Source organism: Pseudomonas sp. PK-RTE-24 (genome assembly GCF_054052265.1).
On record NZ_CM133224.1, the window covers coordinates 3,623,157 to 3,642,892 of the forward strand.

Annotated in this window: 17 protein-coding genes; 5 read left to right on the forward strand and 12 right to left on the reverse strand. The window is 61.1% G+C overall.

Going from position 1 to position 19,736, the window contains the following annotated elements:
• The first annotated feature begins 166 nt into the window (after positions 1-166).
• On the forward strand, positions 167-1,201 hold the full coding sequence (selD, locus tag ACV8MC_RS16365; RefSeq protein WP_076563594.1) for a selenide, water dikinase SelD: 1,035 nt from the start codon (positions 167-169) through the stop codon (positions 1,199-1,201).
• On the forward strand, positions 1,201-2,307 hold the full coding sequence (mnmH, locus tag ACV8MC_RS16370; protein WP_236169570.1) for a tRNA 2-selenouridine(34) synthase MnmH: 1,107 nt from the start codon (positions 1,201-1,203) through the stop codon (positions 2,305-2,307). Before selD ends, mnmH begins: the two co-directional genes overlap by 1 nt.
• Before the next feature lie 109 nt (positions 2,308-2,416).
• On the opposite strand, the gene ACV8MC_RS16375 is transcribed toward mnmH, so the two are convergent.
• Complete coding sequence (locus ACV8MC_RS16375) at positions 2,417-3,091, reverse strand: hypothetical protein (RefSeq protein ID WP_024013504.1); 675 nt, start codon at positions 3,089-3,091, stop codon at positions 2,417-2,419.
• A 283-nt stretch (positions 3,092-3,374) separates the two neighbouring features.
• Between ACV8MC_RS16375 and ACV8MC_RS16380 the strand changes: the two genes are divergently transcribed.
• Entirely contained in the window at positions 3,375-4,073 is a 699-nt protein-coding gene (locus ACV8MC_RS16380) for a glutathione binding-like protein (protein ID WP_236169571.1), read from the forward strand.
• Positions 4,074-4,324: 251 nt separating this feature from the next.
• Entirely contained in the window at positions 4,325-5,299 is a 975-nt protein-coding gene (gene hemB / locus ACV8MC_RS16385; RefSeq protein WP_016775388.1) for a porphobilinogen synthase, read from the forward strand.
• A gap of 96 nt (positions 5,300-5,395) precedes the next feature.
• On the opposite strand, the gene ACV8MC_RS16390 is transcribed toward hemB, so the two are convergent.
• The 3 genes from ACV8MC_RS16390 to ACV8MC_RS16400 all read right to left on the reverse strand — a co-directional run bounded on the left by ACV8MC_RS16390 (position 5,396) and on the right by ACV8MC_RS16400 (position 9,895).
• Positions 5,396-5,839 (reverse strand): hypothetical protein, encoded by a 444-nt coding sequence (locus tag ACV8MC_RS16390; protein WP_252867917.1) that lies wholly within the window; start codon positions 5,837-5,839, stop codon positions 5,396-5,398.
• Between the two features lie 122 nt (positions 5,840-5,961).
• Positions 5,962-7,488 carry an FAD-dependent oxidoreductase gene (locus tag ACV8MC_RS16395; RefSeq protein ID WP_252867916.1) on the reverse strand — a complete coding sequence of 509 codons (1,527 nt, stop codon included), beginning with the start codon at positions 7,486-7,488 and terminating at the stop codon, positions 5,962-5,964.
• Positions 7,489-7,690: 202 nt separating this feature from the next.
• Positions 7,691-9,895 (reverse strand): TonB-dependent receptor, encoded by a 2,205-nt coding sequence (locus ACV8MC_RS16400; RefSeq protein ID WP_457262642.1) that lies wholly within the window; start codon positions 9,893-9,895, stop codon positions 7,691-7,693.
• A gap of 268 nt (positions 9,896-10,163) precedes the next feature.
• Here ACV8MC_RS16400 and ACV8MC_RS16405 point away from each other — a divergent pair, with 268 nt between their 5' ends.
• A complete protein-coding gene (locus ACV8MC_RS16405) occupies positions 10,164-11,246 on the forward strand; it encodes a DUF1615 domain-containing protein (RefSeq protein ID WP_315435410.1) in 1,083 nt (360 codons plus the stop codon).
• A 70-nt stretch (positions 11,247-11,316) separates the two neighbouring features.
• Here the strand turns inward: ACV8MC_RS16405 and ACV8MC_RS16410 are convergent, their stop codons facing one another.
• From ACV8MC_RS16410 to ACV8MC_RS16445, 8 genes are all read right to left on the reverse strand, one after another.
• On the reverse strand, positions 11,317-11,796 hold the full coding sequence (locus ACV8MC_RS16410) for a hypothetical protein (protein WP_024013496.1): 480 nt from the start codon (positions 11,794-11,796) through the stop codon (positions 11,317-11,319).
• Between the two features lie 132 nt (positions 11,797-11,928).
• On the reverse strand, positions 11,929-12,621 hold the full coding sequence (locus ACV8MC_RS16415; RefSeq protein ID WP_150741205.1) for an anti-sigma factor: 693 nt from the start codon (positions 12,619-12,621) through the stop codon (positions 11,929-11,931).
• A complete protein-coding gene (locus ACV8MC_RS16420; RefSeq protein WP_457262645.1) occupies positions 12,618-13,145 on the reverse strand; it encodes a sigma-70 family RNA polymerase sigma factor in 528 nt (175 codons plus the stop codon). The genes ACV8MC_RS16415 and ACV8MC_RS16420 overlap by 4 nt, the downstream gene beginning before the upstream one ends.
• 161 nt (positions 13,146-13,306) lie before the next feature.
• Positions 13,307-13,828, reverse strand: a complete 522-nt coding sequence (locus ACV8MC_RS16425; RefSeq protein ID WP_056788662.1) for a DUF3455 domain-containing protein — start codon at positions 13,826-13,828, stop codon at positions 13,307-13,309.
• Positions 13,829-13,998: 170 nt separating this feature from the next.
• Positions 13,999-15,633: an ABC transporter ATP-binding protein gene (locus ACV8MC_RS16430; protein WP_457262647.1), complete on the reverse strand. Its 1,635-nt coding sequence runs from the start codon at positions 15,631-15,633 to the stop codon at positions 13,999-14,001.
• A gap of 1 nt (position 15,634) precedes the next feature.
• Positions 15,635-16,657, reverse strand: coding sequence for an ABC transporter permease (locus ACV8MC_RS16435; protein WP_457262649.1), 1,023 nt, complete (start codon positions 16,655-16,657; stop codon positions 15,635-15,637).
• Positions 16,657-17,721 carry a microcin C ABC transporter permease YejB gene (locus ACV8MC_RS16440; protein ID WP_056788670.1) on the reverse strand — a complete coding sequence of 355 codons (1,065 nt, stop codon included), beginning with the start codon at positions 17,719-17,721 and terminating at the stop codon, positions 16,657-16,659. The genes ACV8MC_RS16435 and ACV8MC_RS16440 overlap by 1 nt, the downstream gene beginning before the upstream one ends.
• A gap of 1 nt (position 17,722) precedes the next feature.
• Positions 17,723-19,588, reverse strand: a complete 1,866-nt coding sequence (locus tag ACV8MC_RS16445) for an extracellular solute-binding protein (RefSeq protein WP_457262651.1) — start codon at positions 19,586-19,588, stop codon at positions 17,723-17,725.
• Positions 19,589-19,736: the final 148 nt, after the last annotated feature.

A 19,736-nucleotide genomic window follows, 5' to 3' on the forward strand; every position in this document is an offset into this window, starting at 1 on the left:
GGTGCAGGCAGGTTCGATTGCCTTCGCGAGCGGGCTCGCTCCCACAGGAGACCACGCTACAAATGTGGGAGCGAGCCCGCTCGCGAAGGGGCCGCTCGGTCAGCACAAAAATCTGCGCTCTCGCGCTCTGCTAGAATCCGCCCCATTCATTACCAGAGACTCTCCCATGAGCGAGCCGATTCGTCTGACCCAATACAGCCATGGCGCCGGTTGTGGCTGCAAGATTTCCCCGCAGGTGCTGGAAGTGATCCTCGCCGGCAGCGGCGCACAGAACCTTGATCCAAAACTCTGGGTCGGCAACGCATCGCGCGATGACGCGGCGGTGTATGAGATCGATGCCGAGCGTGGTGTGGTGTCGACCACCGATTTTTTCATGCCGATTGTCGATGACCCGTTCGACTTCGGCCGTATCGCCGCGACCAATGCGATCAGCGACATCTACGCGATGGGTGGCGATCCGTTGATGGCGATTGCAATTCTCGGCTGGCCGGTGAATGTGCTGGCGCCGGAAGTGGCGCGGGAAGTGATTCGTGGCGGTCGCTCGGTGTGCGACGCGGCGGGCATTCCGTTGGCGGGGGGGCATTCGATCGATGCGCCGGAGCCGATCTTCGGCCTCGCCGTCACCGGCCTCGTGGAAAAGCGCCACATGAAACGCAACGACACCGCTACCGCCGGTTGCCTGTTGTACCTGACCAAACCGTTGGGCATCGGCATCCTCACCACCGCCGAAAAGAAGGGCAAGTTGCGCGCCGCCGACGTCGGTGTCGCCCGCGACTGGATGTGCACCCTGAACAAGCCTGGCAGCCGCTTCGGCAAACTCGCCGGCGTTACGGCGATGACCGACGTCACCGGTTTCGGCCTGCTCGGGCACTTGGTGGAAATGGCCGACGGCAGCCAGTTGACCGCGCGCATCGCCTATGACCGCGTGCCGCGTCTGGACAGCGTCGAGTACTACCTCGATCAGGGCTGCGTGCCGGGCGGTACGCTGCGCAACTTCGACAGCTATTCGAGCAAGGTTGGCCGCGTGCAGGAGTTGCACAAACGCGTGCTGTGCGATCCGCAGACCAGCGGTGGTCTGCTGATTGCGGTCACGCCTGAAGGTAATGCCGAGTTCCTCGGCGTCGCCGCCGAACTGGGCCTGAGCCTTGCGCCGATCGGCGAACTGGTTGAGCGACAGACGAACGCGGTCGAGGTGATTTGATGCTCCGCGACTGCACCGACTACCGCGATATTTTCCTCAACGACCGGCCAATGATGGATGTCCGCGCGCCGGTTGAATTTTCCCACGGCGCGTTCCCGGGTGTGATCAATCTGCCGCTGATGAACGACCGTGAGCGCGAACAGGTCGGCACCTGTTACAAACAGCACGGGCAGCAAGCCGCGATTGCACTGGGTGAGCGGCTGGTGTCGGCCGAGGTTCGGGAGGCACGCATTCAGGGCTGGGTCGAATTCGCCCGTAACCACCCCGACGGCTATCTCTATTGTTTCCGCGGTGGCCTGCGTTCACAGATCGTCCAGCAATGGATCAAGGACGAGGGTGGCATCGATTACCCGCGTGTGGGCGGTGGCTACAAGGCCATGCGCACGTTCCTCCTGGAAACCGTCGATCAGGCTGTGGCCGAATGCGATCTGGTTCTGCTCGGTGGCATGACCGGTACTGGCAAGACCGAAGTGCTGGTGCAGTTGAGCAATGGTCTGGATCTTGAAGGCCATGCCAATCACCGCGGTTCGAGTTTCGGCAAGCGCGCCACCGGGCAACCGGGCAACATCGATTTCGAAAATCGCCTGGCTGTCGATGTGCTGAAAAAGCGCGCCCGCGGGATCGGGCAATTTGTCCTGGAAGATGAGAGTCGGGTGGTCGGCAGCTGTGCCTTGCCGTTGCCGCTGTACCGGGGCATGCAAGCGGCACCGCTGGTCTGGCTTGAAGACAGCCTCGAGAATCGGGTAGAGCGAATCCTGCAGGATTACGTGATTGACCTGCACGCCGAGTTCGTCGCCTTGCATGGCGAGCAGGTGGGTTTCGCCCTATATGCCGAGCGATTGATTGCCAGCCTGAACAATATTCAGCGTCGCCTGGGTGGCGAGCGCTATCAACGACTGTACGGTCAGATGGAGGCGGCACTGGCCGAACAGGCCCTTAGCGGTTCGGTCGAGCTGTTTCGCGATTGGACAAGCGTGTTGCTGCGCGAGTACTACGACCCGATGTATGTATTCCAGCGCGAGAAGAAGGGCGGGCGGATCGAGTTTGCCGGGGAGCGTCAGGCGGTGATCGAGTATTTGCGCGAGCGGGTGAGCCAGAAGGCTTGAGGTGCAAGCAACTGGCCTCTTCGCGAGCAGGCTCGCTCCCACAGTTGAAATGCGTTCCCCTGTGGGAGCGAGCCTGCTCGCGAAGACGCAAGATCGGGCGATACAAAACTCAGGTCGGGCAAGTGTCCTTGCCGTTATCCAGCCCCTGTTTGTAGACATGGCTCTGCAAACTGGCCTTGCCGTTGTGCCACTTCAGGGTCAGCACATACAGCGAGTCGAAGTCATCGCCGGCCCAGTCATCGGTGATCTTCTGCCGCTCGCCCACTGCGTTGCCAGCGACCTTATTGATCAGATCCGGCAGATAACCGTGGGACCAGGCGGTGTAGATCGTCGAGTTGTGATACTTCTCGTCCAGCAGCTCGCGGGCCAGATCGCTGGTGTCGTTGGCGGAGAACTCGATGTTCACCGGCAGGCCGAGCTTGATCGCGGCCGGGCTGATGGTCATCAGCGGACGAATGTAGCTGTAGGAATTGTCCAGCTCGCCTTCCTCGACGTTGCGTGTCGGGTTGGCGGCGAATACGTAATCGGCCTTGCCGAATTTTTCCGGCAGCAGCGTCGACAGGTCGATGGCGCGGTTCAGGCCCTGGCAGTTGAGCTGGCCGAGGCCGCCTTCGGGCTTTTCCGCGTGGCGCAGGAACACCAGCGTCTGTGTGCCGTCCGCCGGTTGGGCGCGGCTTTCGCTGGATTCGAGGGACAGAAAAAGCGCGCTGACTGCCAGCAGGGAGGGCAGGGCCACGTACGCGCGATGTTTGAAACGTTTGGCGAAACTCATCAGGTTCGTCATCAATTCGAGGGTTCTTCAGCAAAATCGGTTAAGGCTGACAAACCTTTGCACCGCGGGCTCCCAGCACCGGGTGTTTCCCTGTCATAAACAGCTTCCTCTGCGAGAAAGGCATAACTCAGAGTCCTGTAATGCCCGTTTGGTTCGATCCGGGCCAGTGCGCAGCACTCTAACGGCAACCTTTGCGGGCATGCAGGCAGGTTAGCGACAGGATGTTACGGTTCGTGTAGGCGCAGCGGCAGGCCTACTTTATGATCGGTTTTCAATTTGTGACTGGATGCTTCCAATGACCGATCTGTCTGCATTCCCGATTACTCAGAAATGGCCGGCGCAGTACCCGGACTGGATTCAGCTCTACTCCCTGCCGACCCCCAACGGCGTCAAAGTGTCGATCATGCTCGAAGAGATCGGCCTGCCGTACGAGCCGCACCGCGTCGGTTTCGACACCAACGACCAGACCTCGGCGGAATTTCTCTCGCTGAACCCGAACAACAAGATCCCGGCGATCCTCGACCCGCATGGCCCGGAAGATAAACCCCTGCCGTTGTTCGAATCCGGCGCGATCCTGATTTATCTGGCCGACAAGAGCGGCCAGTTGCTCGCTCAGGAAGGCGCGCTGCGCTACGAGACCATCCAATGGCTGATGTGGCAGATGGGCGGCATCGGCCCGATGTTCGGCCAGCTCGGTTTCTTCAACAAATTCGCCGGCAAGGATTACGAGGACAAGCGTCCCCGCGATCGGTATGTCGAGGAGAGCAAACGCCTGCTGAATGTGCTCAACACTCGCCTCGAAGGCCGCGACTGGATCATGGGCGAGCGCTACACCATCGCCGACATCGCCACGTTCCCGTGGGTGCGCAATCTGCTCGGATTTTACGAGGCGGGGGATCTGGTCGGGATTGAGAGTTTCCCCAATGTCACACGGGTGCTGGAGCGGTTTCTCGCTCGCCCGGCGGTCATTCGTGGCCTGACCATCCCGTCCTGACCCGACACAGTCGCCTCTGTGGGAGCGAGCCTGCTCGCGAAAGCGTCGTATCAGACACCATTTTCGTGTCTGACCCAGCGCATTCGCGAGCAGGCTCGCTCCCACAGGGGCAAATGCGCGATCAGCAGCAGGATTATTACAAGCCCGGTAACGCTCTCTTGATTGATCCAGGTTTGTCCCGCACCCGCCGCAAGGCATAAGCTTCGCCCCCTACGACTTTCGTCTCATCCGCTGTTTTCAGGAAAGGCCCCATGTCCAGTCAGTTCCCCGAAGCACGTCCCCGCCGTCTGCGCCGCAATGCGAGCCTGCGCAGTCTGTTCCAGGAAACCGAGTTCAGTCTGAACGATCTGGTGCTGCCAATCTTCGTCGAGGAAGACATCGACGACTTCGTGCCGATCACCAGCATGCCCGGCGTGCAGCGCATCCCCGAGCGTAAACTGGCCAGTGAAATCGAGCGCTACGCCCGCGCCGGCATCAAGTCGGTGATGACCTTTGGCGTGTCCCATCATCTCGATGCCAACGGCAGTGACACCTGGCGCGAAGACGGTCTGGTGTCGCGCATGTCGCGCATTGCCAAGGACGCCGTGCCGGAAATGATCGTGATGTCCGACACTTGTTTTTGCGAGTACACCGATCACGGCCATTGCGGCGTGATGCACAACCACGAGGTCGACAATGACCAGACCCTGATCAACCTCGGCAAGCAAGCCGTAGCGGCCGCCCGCGCCGGGGCTGACGTGATTGCGCCGTCGGCGGCGATGGACGGCCAGGTGCGCGCGATTCGACAGGCGCTCGACGCTGCCGGCTTCACGCAGATTCCGATCATGGCCTACTCGACCAAATTCGCTTCGGCACTCTACGGCCCGTTCCGCGAGGCCGGCGGCAGCGCGCTCAAGGGCGATCGCAAAAGCTATCAGATGAACCCGATGAACCGCCGCGAAGCCCTGCGCGAATCGCTGCTCGATGAGCAGGAAGGTGCCGATGCGCTGATGGTCAAACCGGCCGGTGCTTACCTCGACATCATCCGCGACATCCGCCAGGCCTCGAACCTGCCACTGGCGGCGTATCAGGTCAGCGGCGAGTACGCGATGATCAAGTTCGGCGCCCAGGCTGGGGCGATCGATGAGGATCGCGTGGTCCGCGAAAGCCTTGGCGCAATCAAGCGTGCGGGGGCGGATCTGATCTTCACTTACTTTGCGATGGATCTGGCGTTGGCGGGGATCTGAGAAAGGAATCGCAACTTGCAGCATTGCCTGTATGGAATGGTTGCTCCTTGTAGGCAGAGGCGTCAGGTTGCGATCGTCTCCATGATTCGATTTTTATCAGAAAAGAGCTTTGCTGAGTTTGACACCTAGCGACGCAGTGACATACAGCGTTGAAGCACCAGTTTTGTGTTCGACTGGATCGAAATCAGCTTTGATTACTCCACTGAAACGAGTTTTATTTTCAGAAATCGTTAGATGCAAGATTGATTGATTGGGCGATGCGTACGTCCAACCTGCATGATTTGCAAAGTAGAATGCGGCGTACTGGTAGTAGGTCGAAGGTATTTCATATGTTCCATCTTCCAGATCGCTGAAAATTTGAAATATAAAAGACCTGTCGTTGGCCTCCGTTCTCCCTCGGAACTCATATTTTACCCGCTGGGTTGAACGCAACTCGATCAAAGCAGCATTTAAAGGTTGGTGGTCGGCGACTTCGAACAGTGCGTTTAATGTTCCAGTGACCTCTATGTCTTGCACTTGTTCTGCGGTGGACAGTTCCATCTTGATTGCTCCTTGAAAACGGTGAGCAATGATTAGAGGTGGCGCTGCGCAATGCGTCCACTGTCAGAGTTGACAGGTGTTCAGGTCTTTCCGACGAATGGCTGGCCAACAAAGTGTGAAGGTCACTGAAAAGGCCGGATGCCGTGATCGAGGAAGTAGCGTTCGATCACCTTCGGATCGGCGCTGCTATCGGCAATCGCCACATAGGTATCCGGCCGCAGCAGGTAAAACCCGTTGCGCCCCAACCCCGCCGTTTTGAACGCCGGGCGCCAGTCGAAGACGTGCAGCGGCAAGTGGTGTTCGGCGCACCAGGCGATCATCTCGTCGCTGGTGTCGCCGTACACATGCACCTGCCAGCATGGCTGCCGTAGCGGTTCGAAATTATCCCCTTCGCCATCATGCGCCCACGGCAAGCGGTCGCCGCCGTGCACGTGGCCGGCTTCACCCTGGCTCAGTGGCATGCCGCGATAGTTGAGGGTGACTTGCGAGACCGTGCGAAACAGGAATTCGCGGCTGGCTTCGAACCCGGCCATTTTCGGCAGCAGAAACGGCGCCACACGCATCCGTAGCAGATCGGCCATGCGACCCTGCGCGGTGACGAAACTGAAGACCTTGTCGGTGGTGGAGACCAGTCGGCGAGCGAAGGCGATGCGCTCGGTTTCGTAGGTGTCGAGCAGTTTCGGTTCGGCACCACCGCTGAGCACGGCGGCGAGCTTCCAGGCCAGATTGATTGCATCGCCAATGCCCGTGTTCATGCCCTGGCCACCGGCCGGACTGTGTACATGGGCGGCATCGCCGAGCAGAAACGCCCGGCCGTTGCGAAAGTGCTCGGCCACGCGGTGATGCACGCGGTAGGTGGAGAACCAGTGCACGTCTTCGATATGCACTTTCAGGTGTTCGATGGCGCGGCTGCTGACGTCGGCAAATTGCAGGGTTTCGGCACGCTCGGCGCGTTCGTCACGCACCGTGCCGATCAGTCGCGCGCGGCCTTCGCCGGCCAGTGGAAACACCGCGAGAAAATCCGCTTGGTCCAGGTCCAGATGCAACTCGCCATTGAGCGCCGGGCCGCTGGCCGTGATATCGGCGACGTAGAAAATCTGCTGATAGGTGCCGCCGGGGAAGTCGGTGTCGAGGGCTTTGCGCACCACCGAACGGGCGCCGTCGCAACCGGCCAGATAGCAGGCCTGACAGACTTCCTGCCGGCCATCGGGCAGGCGCAGGTGGGCGGTGAGGGTGTCGCCGGTTTCCTCGAAGCTGTCCAGTGCGGTATTGCGCTCCACACTGACGCCGTAATCTTCGAGGCGCTCGAGCAACAGCCGTTCGTGCTCGTCCTGCGGGAAAATCTCGACAAACGCGTAGGGCGTCAGGCCTTCGCCGATGCGTTTGAGTGGCAGGTGCGCGACCGGTTTGCCGTTGACCCAGAAATTCGCCGCAGCGACCTGATGGCCGCGACGCACGATGGTGTCGGCGAGGTCGAGTTGGCGATACAGCTCAAGGGTGCGTGCCTGCACGGCCAGAGCGCGGGAAGTGGTGCCTGGCGCCGAGGTCTTGTCGATGATGCGCACGCGCACGCCGAGTTTGCTCAGCCACAGCGCCAGGACCAGACCGGTCGGGCCGGCGCCGATGATCAGCACGTCGCTGCGGTTCATGGGGCTGTCCTCCTGTGGCTGTGCAGCAAGTATGGATCAGGTCGCCAGTTCCGGCCTCTTCGCGAGCAGGCTCGCTCCCACAGGGGACGCATTCCAGTGTGGGAGCGAGCCTGCTCGCGAAGCGTCCGGTCAAGCACCACAAAAACCAGAAAGGCCCCGCAACCGTTAAGCTGCGGGGCCTTTTTTTACGACGCAATGACGCTTAGAAGTCGATCGTCCCCGACAACTTCGCCACTCGCGGTTCGCCCTGGGTCAGGTAGCCGCCCTGAGCCGATTCCCAGTACTTCTTGTTCGCCAGGTTCTCAACACCGAACCGCACGGTCACATCCTTCTCCGACACCTTGAACGCATAACGCGCGCCTGCATCGAAGCGGTTCCACGTCGGCAGGCTGAGGTTGTTTGCTGCGTCGGCGTATTGTCCGCCGGTGCGCAGCATCCGCGCGTTCAGCGCAACGCCTTGCAGGCCTGGCACGTCCCAGTCCACGCCAGCGTTGAACTGGAAGGTCGGTACGCCGATGGCGTGGTTACCGTCGTTGGCGCCATTGAGGGTGTTTTTCAGTTCGGTGTCCATCAGGGTCAGGCCACTGATCAGGCGCAGGCCGTCGATCGGCTCGCCGAACACGTTCATCTCCACGCCTTTGTTGATCTGTTCGCCTTCACGGACGTAGGTGCAAGTGGTCGGACTGTTGATTTCGCAGTAGCCATCGCTTGGCTGTTCGATGCGGTAAACACCGAGGCTCGCACCGTAGGTGCCCATGTCGACTTTCACGCCCAGTTCGGTCTGCTTGGAGCGTTTCGGTGCGTAGACTTCGTTGCCGTTGGTGACACGGAAACCGCCGGAGCTGGTCGGCGAAGTCGGCCCTTGGGCCAGGCCTTCGATATGGTTAGCGTAGAACGACACATGCTCCCACGGCTTGAACACGATGCCGTACACCGGCGTGGTGATCGATTCGTCGTAGCTCGACGAACGCGGGCCGCTGCCGTAGCTGGCGTAGCTGTAACCCTGCACCACCAGTTGCTGACGACGCAGACCGGCGGTGACCAGCAGGCGATCGTCGAAGAACCCGAGGGTGTCGGAAATCGCCACGCTGCGGTTGAAGGTCTTGCCGACGATGCCCGGATCGTTGAGATCGCCGCCAGAGAAGTTGCCGACCGGTGCCGGCGGGGTGATCGGGTGATAGATGTTGTTGGAGTAACGGGTCAGGTCGAAGTCATAAGCGCTGCGCTGCTCGGCCCAGATCCCGGTCAGGCCGAAATTCAGCTTGTGGCTGACCGGGCCGGTGTTGAATTTACCGTTGAGGCCGGCCATCACGCTGGTGTTGTCCTCATCGTGGGGGACGAACGAGCCGGTGGTGAACGAGGCGCCGCTGTTGCCGACCAGCGTGGTCGAGTTATAGCGCCCGACTTCACGGGTGTGCTTGGCGCCACCGGCGGCGTAAGCGGTCCAGTTGTCGTTGAGGTCGTACTCGGCGCGGAGCATGCCGAAGGTGTCTTCGATGTCGGTGTAGCCCCATTTCGGCGCGTAGTTGGTGTCCGCCGATGGCGCGTCCGGGATGTGCGTGGCGGTGCCGAGGTTGACCGAGCTGCGGCCACCGTTAACGCGTTCCTTCTGATAGGCAAAGTCACCGGAAACCCGCAGCGCGTCGCCGCGATAATCCAGGCCGATGGCGAACAGTTTCGAGCGCTGGTTCTCGTGATCGATGCCGGTGTCGCCCTCGCGTTGCGACAGGTTGACCCGCGCGCCGAAGCGGTTGTCTTCACCGAAACGCTGGCCGATATCGAAGTGATGACCGATGCGGCCTTCGCTGTTGATGTCGGTGGTGTAACGGCGCAGCGGCACGTCGCCGGCACGCTTGGGTTGCAGGTTGACGCCGCCGCCGATGCCGGAGCCGGTCGGGGTCACGCCGTTGATGAAAGCGTTGGGGCCTTTGAACACTTCCACGCGCTCCAGCGCATCGGTGGAAATGATCTGCCGGGGCAATACGCCGTACAGGCCATTATAGGAAATATCATCGCCATTGAGCGGCAGGCCGCGAATCATGAAGACCTGCGCCTGGTTGGAGAAGCCCGAGGCCTGGCGCACGGAAGAATCGTTGAGCAGCACGTCGGCGACGTTTTCCGCCTGCTGATCCTGGATCAATTGCTCGGTGTAGGACGCTGCGCTGAACGGCACGTCCATCATGTCCTGATTGCCGAGCACGCCCAACTGGCCGCCGCGCGCAACCTGACCGCCAGCGTAGACCGGGGGCAGGGCGTTGGGTGTCGGGGCTTGGGCATTGACGTTGACGTCGTCGAGCATCAGCGCTTTGCTGTTGTCTTCAGCGGCGTGGGCGGTAACGGTCAGGGAGCACAGCAGGGCAAGCAAAGTCGGGCGAAATGGAGCGCCGAGTCGAGCTGAAGCGGGCATGTCAGATCCTGGAGGCGAGCGGCCAAAGAAAAATAGGGGCGGCGCGGAACTCCTTGCGCTAATGCGACTCCAGGCGCGAATGATAGGGTTTCGCAGTAACGTTTTGCAATCAGTTTGTCATCAGCGTGTAGGAGCTGCCGAAGGCTGCGATCTTTTGATTTTGATCTTGATCTGATCTGCAAAAAGCAAGATCAAAAGATCGCAGCCTGCGGCAGCTCCTACGGGGGTTGTGTATGGTGTTGTGGCTAATTTGATTGGATGGAGCAACATGCGATTACTCATTACTCTCGGCGCGGTGCTACTGCTCGCCGGTTGCGCCAGCCAGCGCAGCAACGAACCGGCGCCGCGTCCGCCGGCCGAAGTGAAGGCGGAAATTGTTCGCCTGTTGCCGGCAAAAACTGCCGACCGTCAGGGTTGGGCCACGGACATCTACGCCGCGTTCGCCGCGCAAGGCATCAACACCACCACGCAGAATCTGTGTTCGGTACTGGCTGTGGCCGAGCAGGAATCCACTTTCCAGGCCGACCCGACGGTGCCCGGCCTGGGCAAGATCGCCCGCGACGAAATCGACCGCCGCGCCGCCAAGGTGCACATCCCCAGCCTGTTGGTCAGCGGCGCTCTGCAAGTGCGCTCGCCCAACGGCAAGACCTACAGCGAGCGTCTGAATGCGGCGCGCAGTGAAAAGGAACTGAGCGCGATTTTCGACGACTTCATCGGCATGGTGCCGATGGGCCGCACGCTGTTCGGCGGCTTCAACCCGGTTCATACCGGCGGGCCGATGCAGGTCAGCATCGAATTCGCCGAGGAGCATGCCAAGGATTACCCGTACCCGGTGGACGGCACGATTCGTCGTGAAGTGTTCAGCCGGCGCGGCGGCATGTATTTCGGCATCGCCCATTTGCTCGGTTACCCGGTGAATTACCGCGAGCCGTTGTATCGTTTCGCCGATTTCAACGCCGGCTGGTACGCCAGTCGCAATGCCGCGTTTCAGAATGCGGTCAGCCGCGCGTCCGGCATCCCCCTGACCCTGGACGGCGACCTGATTCGCTACGACTCGATCATGCCCGGCAGTACCGAACTGGCGGTGCGCACCCTCGGCAAGTCGCTGGGCATGCGCAACCCGACGATTCGCGATCAACTGGAGAAGGGCAAAACCCTGGAATTCGAAGAGACCAGACTCTATCAGCGCGTGTTCGAACTGGCGGAGCGGGCCGAAGGCAAGGCGTTACCGCGCGCGGTATTGCCGGGGATTGTGCTGCAGAGTCCGAAGATCACTCGCAAACTCACCACAGCCTGGTTCGCCAAACGCGTGGACGAGCGTTACAAGCGCTGCATGGCCAAGGCCGGATAAAACACGCAGACATAAAAAACCCGGCTGCGGGAGCCGGGTTTCTCTGCGGTGTTACGCTTGCAGTGATGCATCAGGCAACACGGCGTTCGATCAGACGATCCGAACCACCTTCAGCAACGCGGCGTTCGATCAGACGATCCGAACCACCTTCAGCAACACGGCGTTCGATCAGACGATCCGAACCACCTTCAGCAACACGGCGTTCGATCAGACGATCCGAACCACCTTCGGCAACGCGGCGTTCGATCAGACGATCGGAACCACCTTCGGCAACGCGGCGTTCGATCAGACGATCGGAACCACCTTCGGCAACGCGGCGTTCGATCAGACGATCCGAACCACCTTCGGCAACGCGGCGTTCAATCAGACGATCCGAACCACCTTCGGCAACGCGGCGTTCGATCAGACGATCCGAACCGCCTTCAGCCAGACGGCTTTCGATCAGTTTGTCCGAGCCGCCTTCGGCGATCATGGTGTGCGCCGGGGTGGCGGCGAAAGCGTTAACTGCGAAAACCGAGAAAGCGATGCTGAGAAGAGTCTGGCGTTTCATGATGGTGTGCTCCGGGGTGTTGTTGGTTGGTATGGAGCTGATGTTACGCCCGGAATTTTTTATGAGAACTTCATTGCCGTGATGGTGAACATCGACGTCGATGATGGTTGCGGACAACCGCGTAGCAGAGCCTCAGAGCACCTTCACCGCACGCCCGATCGCCTGAATCGGCCCGGTCGGTTTGCCGATCGGTGAGCCATTGGCGCCTTCCAGGGTCAGCTCAAACAGCTGGTTCGGTTGCAGCGGCGGCAACTTGTCCAGCGGCACCGACAACGCTTGCCCCGGTTTGACCAAGCCCAATGACACCGGCCCCGACCAGCCGTCAGCCTTGGTCCAGAACTCCAGCGCCTTGTCCGCCGGCACCTCGACCACCCCTAGCGGAATCAACTGGATCTCCCGCGCATTGCTCGCCTGAATCACCCAACCCGGCGCCTTGTCCTGCGGCGCCACCAGCACGACCAGATAACTCGGTTTCGGCGCAGTCTGGGTCAGTAGCATCGCGCCCAGAATCAGCGTCGCAGCCAGGCCCGCCGCACTCAGGCCACGCCACAGTGGCAGCAGATTCCACCACGAGGTCAGCGGCTTCTTCACCGTAAGCCGTTCGAGACTGCGCTCGATGCGTGGCCACAGCTGCGCCGAGGGTTGCTGAGGTTCGGCCAGATCGGTCAGCTCCAGCAGACGTCGCTCCCATGCGTCGACTGCCGCGCGCAACTCAGGATCGTTCGGCAGGCGCCGTTGCACCTCGATGCGCTGTTCGAAGGACAAGGTGCCGAGCACGTATTCGCCGGCCAGTTCATCCCGTTCCTGCGCTGATTCGCCGGTCATCCCATGCACTCCCGCAAAGCATTGAGGCTGCGCTTGATCCACGCTTTGACCGTGCCCAGCGGCGTGTCGAGGCGCGCGGAAATCTGCGCGTGGCTATAACCGTCGACGTAGGCATGGAGGATGCAGCTGCGCCGCTGCGGTTCCAGTTGTTCGAGGCAGCGATGAATGCGCGCCGAGTGAACATCGACCGCCTCATCAGACGCCGCTGTCTCATGTTCTTCGCTGAACGGCGTTTCCCGACTTTGCTTGCGCAACTGATTCAAGGCCAGGTGCCGGGTCACGCTGAACATCCAGCCCCGCGCCGAGCCGCGCGCCGGGTCGAACCCGGCCGCGCCGTGCCAGATCTTGATGAATGCCTCATGCACAATGTCCTCCGCCAGCGCCGTATCGCGCACCAGCCGCTTGGCCACACCGAGCAGGCGCGGGCCTTCCTGCACATACAAATCGCGCAAAGCCGCGCGCTCGCCCCGGGCACAGGCGGCGAGGCGGGCTTCGTAATCGAAAACGGATTCGGGTAAAAGCATGGGGTGCAATCTAGCTCACATTTCCCAAACATCCAGAGGCATGGTTCCCTGTGGGAGCGAGCTTGCTCGCGAATGCGGTGGGTCAGAAAGTAATAAGGCGACTGACACTCCGTCTTCGCGAGCAGGCTCGCTCCCACAGGATTGTGCACTGCTTCCGAATATCAGTTCGCCGCCCAGAAAATATAATCCGCCTGGTACTTCACCACTTCCTGCTTGCCCTTGTTCGCCATGTTGCACTCACTGCCCGGCGCGACGCCGCCCTTGAGCGCGACACGCTGGATATAGCTGACCCCGGTCATCGCGCCTTTGCCCTCGGCCGGATTGGCCTTGACCAGTTGATAGGGCAGGTTCCCCGGGCTCGACGGTGCCACGGCGAGTTGTGTGCCGGTGACTTTCGAACCGTCCTTGGCTTGCCAGGTCGCTGGCGGGCCGAAATAGGTGCCGACCTGTTTGCCGCTGCGATCATTGAGCACCGCTTTCGGGCCGACAAAGGTCCACTCGGTCTGCCCGGCCATATTGGGTTTGTCGCGGCATTCGTAGGTGATCTCGCCAACCCCGGTGGTTTCCAGGGCAATCTTGTGCCCGTCCGGCACCTTGATCGCGTCGGGATAACTGCTCTGGGCGAAGGTGGTCGCGGTGAAGGCGAGCAAACCGGTGAAGCCAATCAGCTGGGTGATGTTCATCCGATGATTCTCCGAAAAGGGTAGGGCGCTGACAGCACCAGAGTGGGCTGTTACAGGGACTACCCGTGGCGGAGGCGATTGGATGCAGTGCCGGAAAAATAAATTTCAAACACCACCTATCAAACCTGTGGGAGCGAGCCTGCTCGCGAAAGCGTCGGGCCAGCCAGCACTTATGTGACTGATGCACCGCATTCGCGAGCAGGCTCGCTCCCACAGGGTTCTTCATCAGGCTTCAGGCCGGAGGCTTTCAGGAGTTCCTGGGTATACGGATGTTGCGGCGCAGCGAAAATCTCCCGCGACGACCCTTGTTCAACCACCTTGCCATCCTTGATCACCATCAAGTCATGCGCCAGCGCATGTACCACCGCCAGATCATGGCTGATGAACAGATAGGTCAGCCCATGCCTGATCTGCAACTGGCGCAACAATTCCACCACTTGCTTCTGCACCGTGCGATCCAGCGCCGACGTCGGTTCGTCGAGCAGGATCAGCGCCGGTTCCAGCACCAGTGCGCGGGCGATGGAGATGCGCTGGCGCTGGCCGCCGGAAAACTCGTGGGGGTAACGATGGCGGCTTTGCGGGTCGAGGCCGACTTCCTCGAGCACGCGAATCACCGCTGCCTCGCGCTCGGCCTCGCTGCCGATGCCGTGGGTCAGCAAGCCTTCGGCGATGATCTGCTGCACCGACATGCGCGGGCTGAGGCTGCCGAACGGGTCCTGAAACACCACCTGAATCTGCCGGCGCAACGGGCGCATCAGACGCTGATTGAGCAGGCTCAACTGCTTGTTGCCGAATCGGATATTGCCCTCTGATTCGACCAGGCGCAGGATCGCCTGGCCCAGCGTCGACTTGCCCGAACCCGACTCGCCGACAATCCCCAGGGTCTTGCCGCGTTGCAGGGTGAAACTGACGCCGTCCACCGCTTTGATGTAATCCTGCTGACGGCTGAAGAGTTTTTTCGGCAGGGCAAACCACACCTTCAAATCATCGACTTCCAGCAGGTTGTGCTCGTACTCACTGGGCACTGGCGCGCCGCTCGGTTCAGCTTCGATCAACAACCGGCTATAGGGGTGTTGCGGCGCTTGGAACAGCGTCTCGCAATCGGCCTGTTCAACGATCTCGCCCTGACGCATTACGCACACGCGCTGAGCGATCCGGCGTACCAGATTGAGGTCGTGGCTGATCAGCAACAGCGACATGCCGAGGCGCTGCTGCAACTCGATCAGCAGCTCAAGAATCTTCTGCTGTACGGTCACGTCCAGCGCCGTGGTCGGTTCATCGGCAATCAACAGTTCCGGCTCGTTGGCCAGCGCCATGGCGATCATTACCCGTTGCCGCTGACCACCGGAAAGCTGATGCGGATAGGCTTTGAGTCGCTGCAACGGCTGGCGAATACCCACCAGCTCGAGCAGCTCCAGCGTCCGCGCGCGGGCGGCGCGGCCTTTGAGGCCCTTGTGGATTTCCAACACTTCGCTGATCTGTTTTTCCACCGTGTGCAACGGGTTCAGCGAGGTCATCGGCTCCTGGAAAATCATCGCAATGCGATTGCCGCGCAAACCACGCATCTGCTGTTCGCTGGCGTGCAGCAAATCCACGCCGTTGTAGCGAATCGCGCCGCTGCTGCTGACGTTCTTGCCCGGCAACAAACGCAGAATCGAATGCGCCGTCACCGACTTGCCCGAGCCGGACTCGCCGACCAGCGCCAGACACTCGCCACGGCGAATATCGAGGCTCACACCGTGCACCACTTCTTGCCCGGCGAAGGCCACCCGCAGGTCGCGAATTTCAATCAGGTTGTCTTGCATGTCAGCTCCTCGGATCAAAGGCATCTCGGCACGCTTCACCGATGAAAACCAACAAAGACAAGATCAACGCCAGGGCAAAAAACGCCGTCAGCCCCAGCCACGGTGCCTGCAGATTGCGTTTGGCCTGGCCGATCAGTTCACCCAGCGATGCGGTGCCGGCGGGCATGCCGAAGCCGAGGAAATCCAGCGCGGTCAGGGTGGCGATGGCGCCGGTGAGAATGAACGGCAGGTAGGTGAGGGTGGAAGTCATGGCGTTGGGCAGAATGTGCCGGCGCATCAGTTCGCTGTCGGTCAGGCCCAGCGCGCGCGCGGCTTTCACGTATTCGAGATTGCGCCCCCGCAGGAACTCGGCGCGCACCACGTCGACCAGCGCCAGCCAGGAAAACAGCGCCATGATCCCCAGCAGCCACCAGAAACTCGGCGAGACGAAGCCGGACAGAATGATCAGCAGATACAGCACCGGCAGCCCCGACCAGATTTCCAGTACGCGCTGCCCGAGCAAGTCGACCCAGCCGCCGTAATAACCCTGTAAAGCCCCGGCGAGAATGCCGATCAACGCGCTGATGGCGGTGAGGATCAGCGCGAACAGAATCGAGATCCGCGTGCCGAAAATCACCCGCGCCAGAACATCGCGAGCCTGATCATCGGTGCCCAGCCAATTGCTTGATGACGGCGGGCTGGGCGCCGGTTCGGTGAGGTCGTAGTTGACCGTGTCGTAACTGAACGGGATCGGCGGAAACAACATCCAGCCGCCCTGACCCTCGATCAGTTTGTGCACATAGCTGCTGGCGTAATCCGGCTGGAACGGCAACTCGCCGCCGAAATCGGTTTCCAGATAATCGCTGAAGATCGGAAAGTAGAAGGCGTCGTGGTAGCGGATCACCAGCGGCTTGTCATTGGCGATCAGCTCGCCACCGAGGCAGATCAGGCACAGGCCGATAAACAGCCACAGCGACCAGCGCCCACGGCGGTTGGCCTTGAATTGCGCGACGCGGCGCTGGCCCAGAGGCGACAGTGTGAACATCAGGCAGTCCTCGCCGAAAAATCGATGCGCGGGTCGAGCAGGGTGTAGCAGAGGTCGCCGATCAGCTTGATCAGCAGGCCGAACAGGGTGAACAGAAACAGCGCGCCGAACACCACCGGATAGTCACGCGACACCGCCGCTTCGTAGCTCATGCGCCCGAGGCCGTCGAGGTTGAAGATGGTTTCGATCAGCAGGGAACCGGCGAAAAACACTTCGATCAGTGCCGACGGCACGCCGGCCACCACCAGCAGCATGGCGTTGCGAAACACGTGGCCGTACAGCACGCGCCGCTCGGTCAGGCCCTTGGCTCGTGCGGTGATCACGTACTGCCGGCTGATCTCGTTGAGAAAGCTGTTCTTGGTCAGGATCGTCAGCGTGGCGAAGCCGCCGATCACCAGCGCCGTGACCGGCAGTACGAGGTGCCAGAGGTAGTCGCCGACCTTGCCCAATGTGCTGAGGCTGTCGAAGTTGTCCGACACCAATCCCTGCACCGGAAACCAGTTGACGTAGCTGCCCCCGGCGAACACCACGATCAACAGAATGGCGAAGAGAAACGCTGGCATGGCATAGCCAACGATGATCGCGGTGCTGCTCCAGACATCGAAGGCGCTGCCGTTCCTGATCGCCTTGCGAATGCCCAGCGGAATCGAAATCAGGTAGGTGATCAGCGTCGCCCACAAGCCCAGCGACAACGACACCGGCAGCTTCTGCACGATCAGGTCGGTGACCTTGGCGCCGCGAAAGAAGCTGTTGCCCAGATCCAGTTGTGCGTAGTTTTTCAGCAGCAGCCACAGGCGTTCGTGCAGCGGTTTGTCGAAGCCGTAATGGTGTTTGATTTCCTCGATCAGCGCCGGGTCCAGCCCACGGCTGCTGCGCCCGGCACCGCCGACCGCCGCGACTTCGCCGCCACCGCCCATGCTGTGCCCGCCAAAGCCTTGCAGGCGAGCGATGGCTTGTTCCACCGGGCCACCGGGTGCGGCCTGCACGATAAGAAAATTCACCACCAGAATGCACAACAGCGTGGGGATGATCAGCAGCAAACGGCGACTCAGATAACGCAGCATGTCACTGGCCTCCCGCAAGCTGAGCGCTCATTTGCTGAGTCGTCAGCGGCCTGGCCGAGACTTCCCACCAGGTGTTGAGACCTTCGTCATACGAAGGTTGCACGGCGGGTATGCCGAAGCGGTTCTGATACACCGTCGGCGTGCCTTTGGAGTAGTAGTTGGGAATCATGTAGTAACCCCATTGCAGCACCCGGTCGAGGGCGCGGGCGTAATGCACCATGGCTTCGCGGTTGTTGGCCTGGACCAGCCCGTCAATCAGTTGATCGATTGCCGGATCGGCCAGCACCATCGCGTTCGAGCTGCCGACTTGCGTGGCACTTTGCGAGCCGTACAGGCTGTACAACTCGCGGCCCGGGGACACGATCGGATCGCCACTGCGCGGGAAAGCGCAGACGATCATGTCGTAATCGCGGGCGTTGAGACGGTTGATGTATTGCGCCGAATCGATGCGGCGCAGATTGAGCGTGATGCCGATCTGCGCGAGGGTGCGTTTGAACGGCAGCAGCATGCGATCGAAGCCGCCCTGGCCATCGAGAAAGGTGAATTCCAGCGGCTCGCCGGCGGCGTTGACCAGACGATTGTTTTTCGCCGTCCAACCGGCTTCGGCGAGCAGCTTCAGCGCTTGCAGTTGCTTGTCGCGGATGTAGCCGCTGCCATCGGTTTTCGGCGCTTCATAGACCGTGGTGAACACCTCGTCAGGGACCTTGCCGCGCAGCGGTTCGAGGATCTTCAATTCCTCGGCATCGGGCAGGGCGCTGGCGGCCATTTCACTCTTGGGCCAGAAGCTGTTCTGACGCACGTAGAAGCCGCGCATCATCTGTTTGTTGGTCCACTCGAAATCCCAGAGCAGGCTGATCGCCTGACGCACGCGGCGATCCTTGAAGAACGGGTTCTGCAGGTTGAACACGAAGCCCTGAGCAGCGGTGGGTTTGTCCGGAGCGAGGATCGACTGCTGCAAGCGGCCGTCACGCAGTGCCGGGCTGTCATAGCCGACCACGTAACCAGAGGAGGAGAACTCGCGGTTGTAGTCGAACGCGCCGGCCTGCAGCAGTTGGCGAGCGACGTCGGTGTCGCCGTAGAAATTCACCGTCAGGCTGTCGAAGTTGTACATGCCGCGACTGACCGGCAGGTCCTTGCCCCACCAGTCCGGGTCACGCTGGAAACTGATGCTGCGCCCGGCGTCGACCTTGCTCACCCGGTACGGCCCGCTGCCCAGCGGTGGCTCGAAGCCGCCGCCGTTGGCGAAGTCGCGGGTTTTCCACCAGTGCTCGGGCAGCACGCGCAGCGTCGCCAGATCCAGTGCAAGGGTGCGATTGAGGTTGTTCTTGAAGGTGAAACGGACCTGCCGTGGACCTTCGACCAGCACGTCTTGCACGTCGGTATATTGCTGGCGATAACTCAGGCTGCCCTTGGTCATCAGCAGGTTGAAGGTGTAGCGCACGTCTTCGGCGGTGATCGGCGTGCCGTCGGCAAAACGTGCCTTTGGGTTGAGGGTGAAACGCACCCACAAGCCCTCGGGGTCGCGCTCGATCTGCTGCGCGACCAGAGCGTAAACCGTGTAGGGCTCGTCCAGCGAGCGGAACGCCAGCGGCGCGTATACCCAGTCATTGACCTGCACCACCGAAATGCCCTGATCGGCATACGGCGTGATGTAGTTGTACTGACCGATCTCCATCGACGCACGGCTGAGCGAACCGCCCTTGGGAGCTTCGGGGTTAACAAAATCGAAATGCTTGAAGCCGGCCGGATACTTCGGCGCCTCGCCGTACACCGTCAGCGCGTGACTGCCAGCGGCCAGTGCCGAAGTGCCGGAGCATAACAGCGCACTGCCCAAAAGCAGGCCAGCCATGTTGCGCAAGAAACTCATGAAGTCACCCTTGAAATCCCTGAAGGAACCCGGACCCGATGTGAGGCGAGCTTTTGTGGCGAGGGGATTTATCCCCGATCGGCTGCGCAGCAGTCGCAAGATCAATGCATGCGGTACTTCTGATTCTCCGCGTCGGCAGGTCTTGGGG

Coding starts and splice junctions, on each gene's coding strand:
- mnmH (WP_236169570.1), top strand. CDS start 1,201: ATGCTCCGCGACTGCACCGACTACCGCGATATTTTCCTCAACGACCGG.
- ACV8MC_RS16400 (WP_457262642.1), bottom strand. CDS start 9,895: ATGCCCGCTTCAGCTCGACTCGGCGCTCCATTTCGCCCGACTTTGCTT.
- ACV8MC_RS16420 (WP_457262645.1), bottom strand. CDS start 13,145: ATGCTTTTACCCGAATCCGTTTTCGATTACGAAGCCCGCCTCGCCGCC.
- ACV8MC_RS16435 (WP_457262649.1), bottom strand. CDS start 16,657: ATGTTCACACTGTCGCCTCTGGGCCAGCGCCGCGTCGCGCAATTCAAG.
- ACV8MC_RS16375 (WP_024013504.1), bottom strand. CDS start 3,091: ATGACGAACCTGATGAGTTTCGCCAAACGTTTCAAACATCGCGCGTAC.
- ACV8MC_RS16430 (WP_457262647.1), bottom strand. CDS start 15,633: ATGCAAGACAACCTGATTGAAATTCGCGACCTGCGGGTGGCCTTCGCC.
- ACV8MC_RS16415 (WP_150741205.1), bottom strand. CDS start 12,621: ATGACCGGCGAATCAGCGCAGGAACGGGATGAACTGGCCGGCGAATAC.
- ACV8MC_RS16445 (WP_457262651.1), bottom strand. CDS start 19,588: ATGAGTTTCTTGCGCAACATGGCTGGCCTGCTTTTGGGCAGTGCGCTG.
- ACV8MC_RS16405 (WP_315435410.1), top strand. CDS start 10,164: ATGCGATTACTCATTACTCTCGGCGCGGTGCTACTGCTCGCCGGTTGC.
- ACV8MC_RS16380 (WP_236169571.1), top strand. CDS start 3,375: ATGACCGATCTGTCTGCATTCCCGATTACTCAGAAATGGCCGGCGCAG.
- ACV8MC_RS16390 (WP_252867917.1), bottom strand. CDS start 5,839: ATGGAACTGTCCACCGCAGAACAAGTGCAAGACATAGAGGTCACTGGA.
- ACV8MC_RS16440 (WP_056788670.1), bottom strand. CDS start 17,721: ATGCTGCGTTATCTGAGTCGCCGTTTGCTGCTGATCATCCCCACGCTG.
- ACV8MC_RS16395 (WP_252867916.1), bottom strand. CDS start 7,488: ATGAACCGCAGCGACGTGCTGATCATCGGCGCCGGCCCGACCGGTCTG.
- hemB (WP_016775388.1), top strand. CDS start 4,325: ATGTCCAGTCAGTTCCCCGAAGCACGTCCCCGCCGTCTGCGCCGCAAT.
- selD (WP_076563594.1), top strand. CDS start 167: ATGAGCGAGCCGATTCGTCTGACCCAATACAGCCATGGCGCCGGTTGT.
- ACV8MC_RS16410 (WP_024013496.1), bottom strand. CDS start 11,796: ATGAAACGCCAGACTCTTCTCAGCATCGCTTTCTCGGTTTTCGCAGTT.
- ACV8MC_RS16425 (WP_056788662.1), bottom strand. CDS start 13,828: ATGAACATCACCCAGCTGATTGGCTTCACCGGTTTGCTCGCCTTCACC.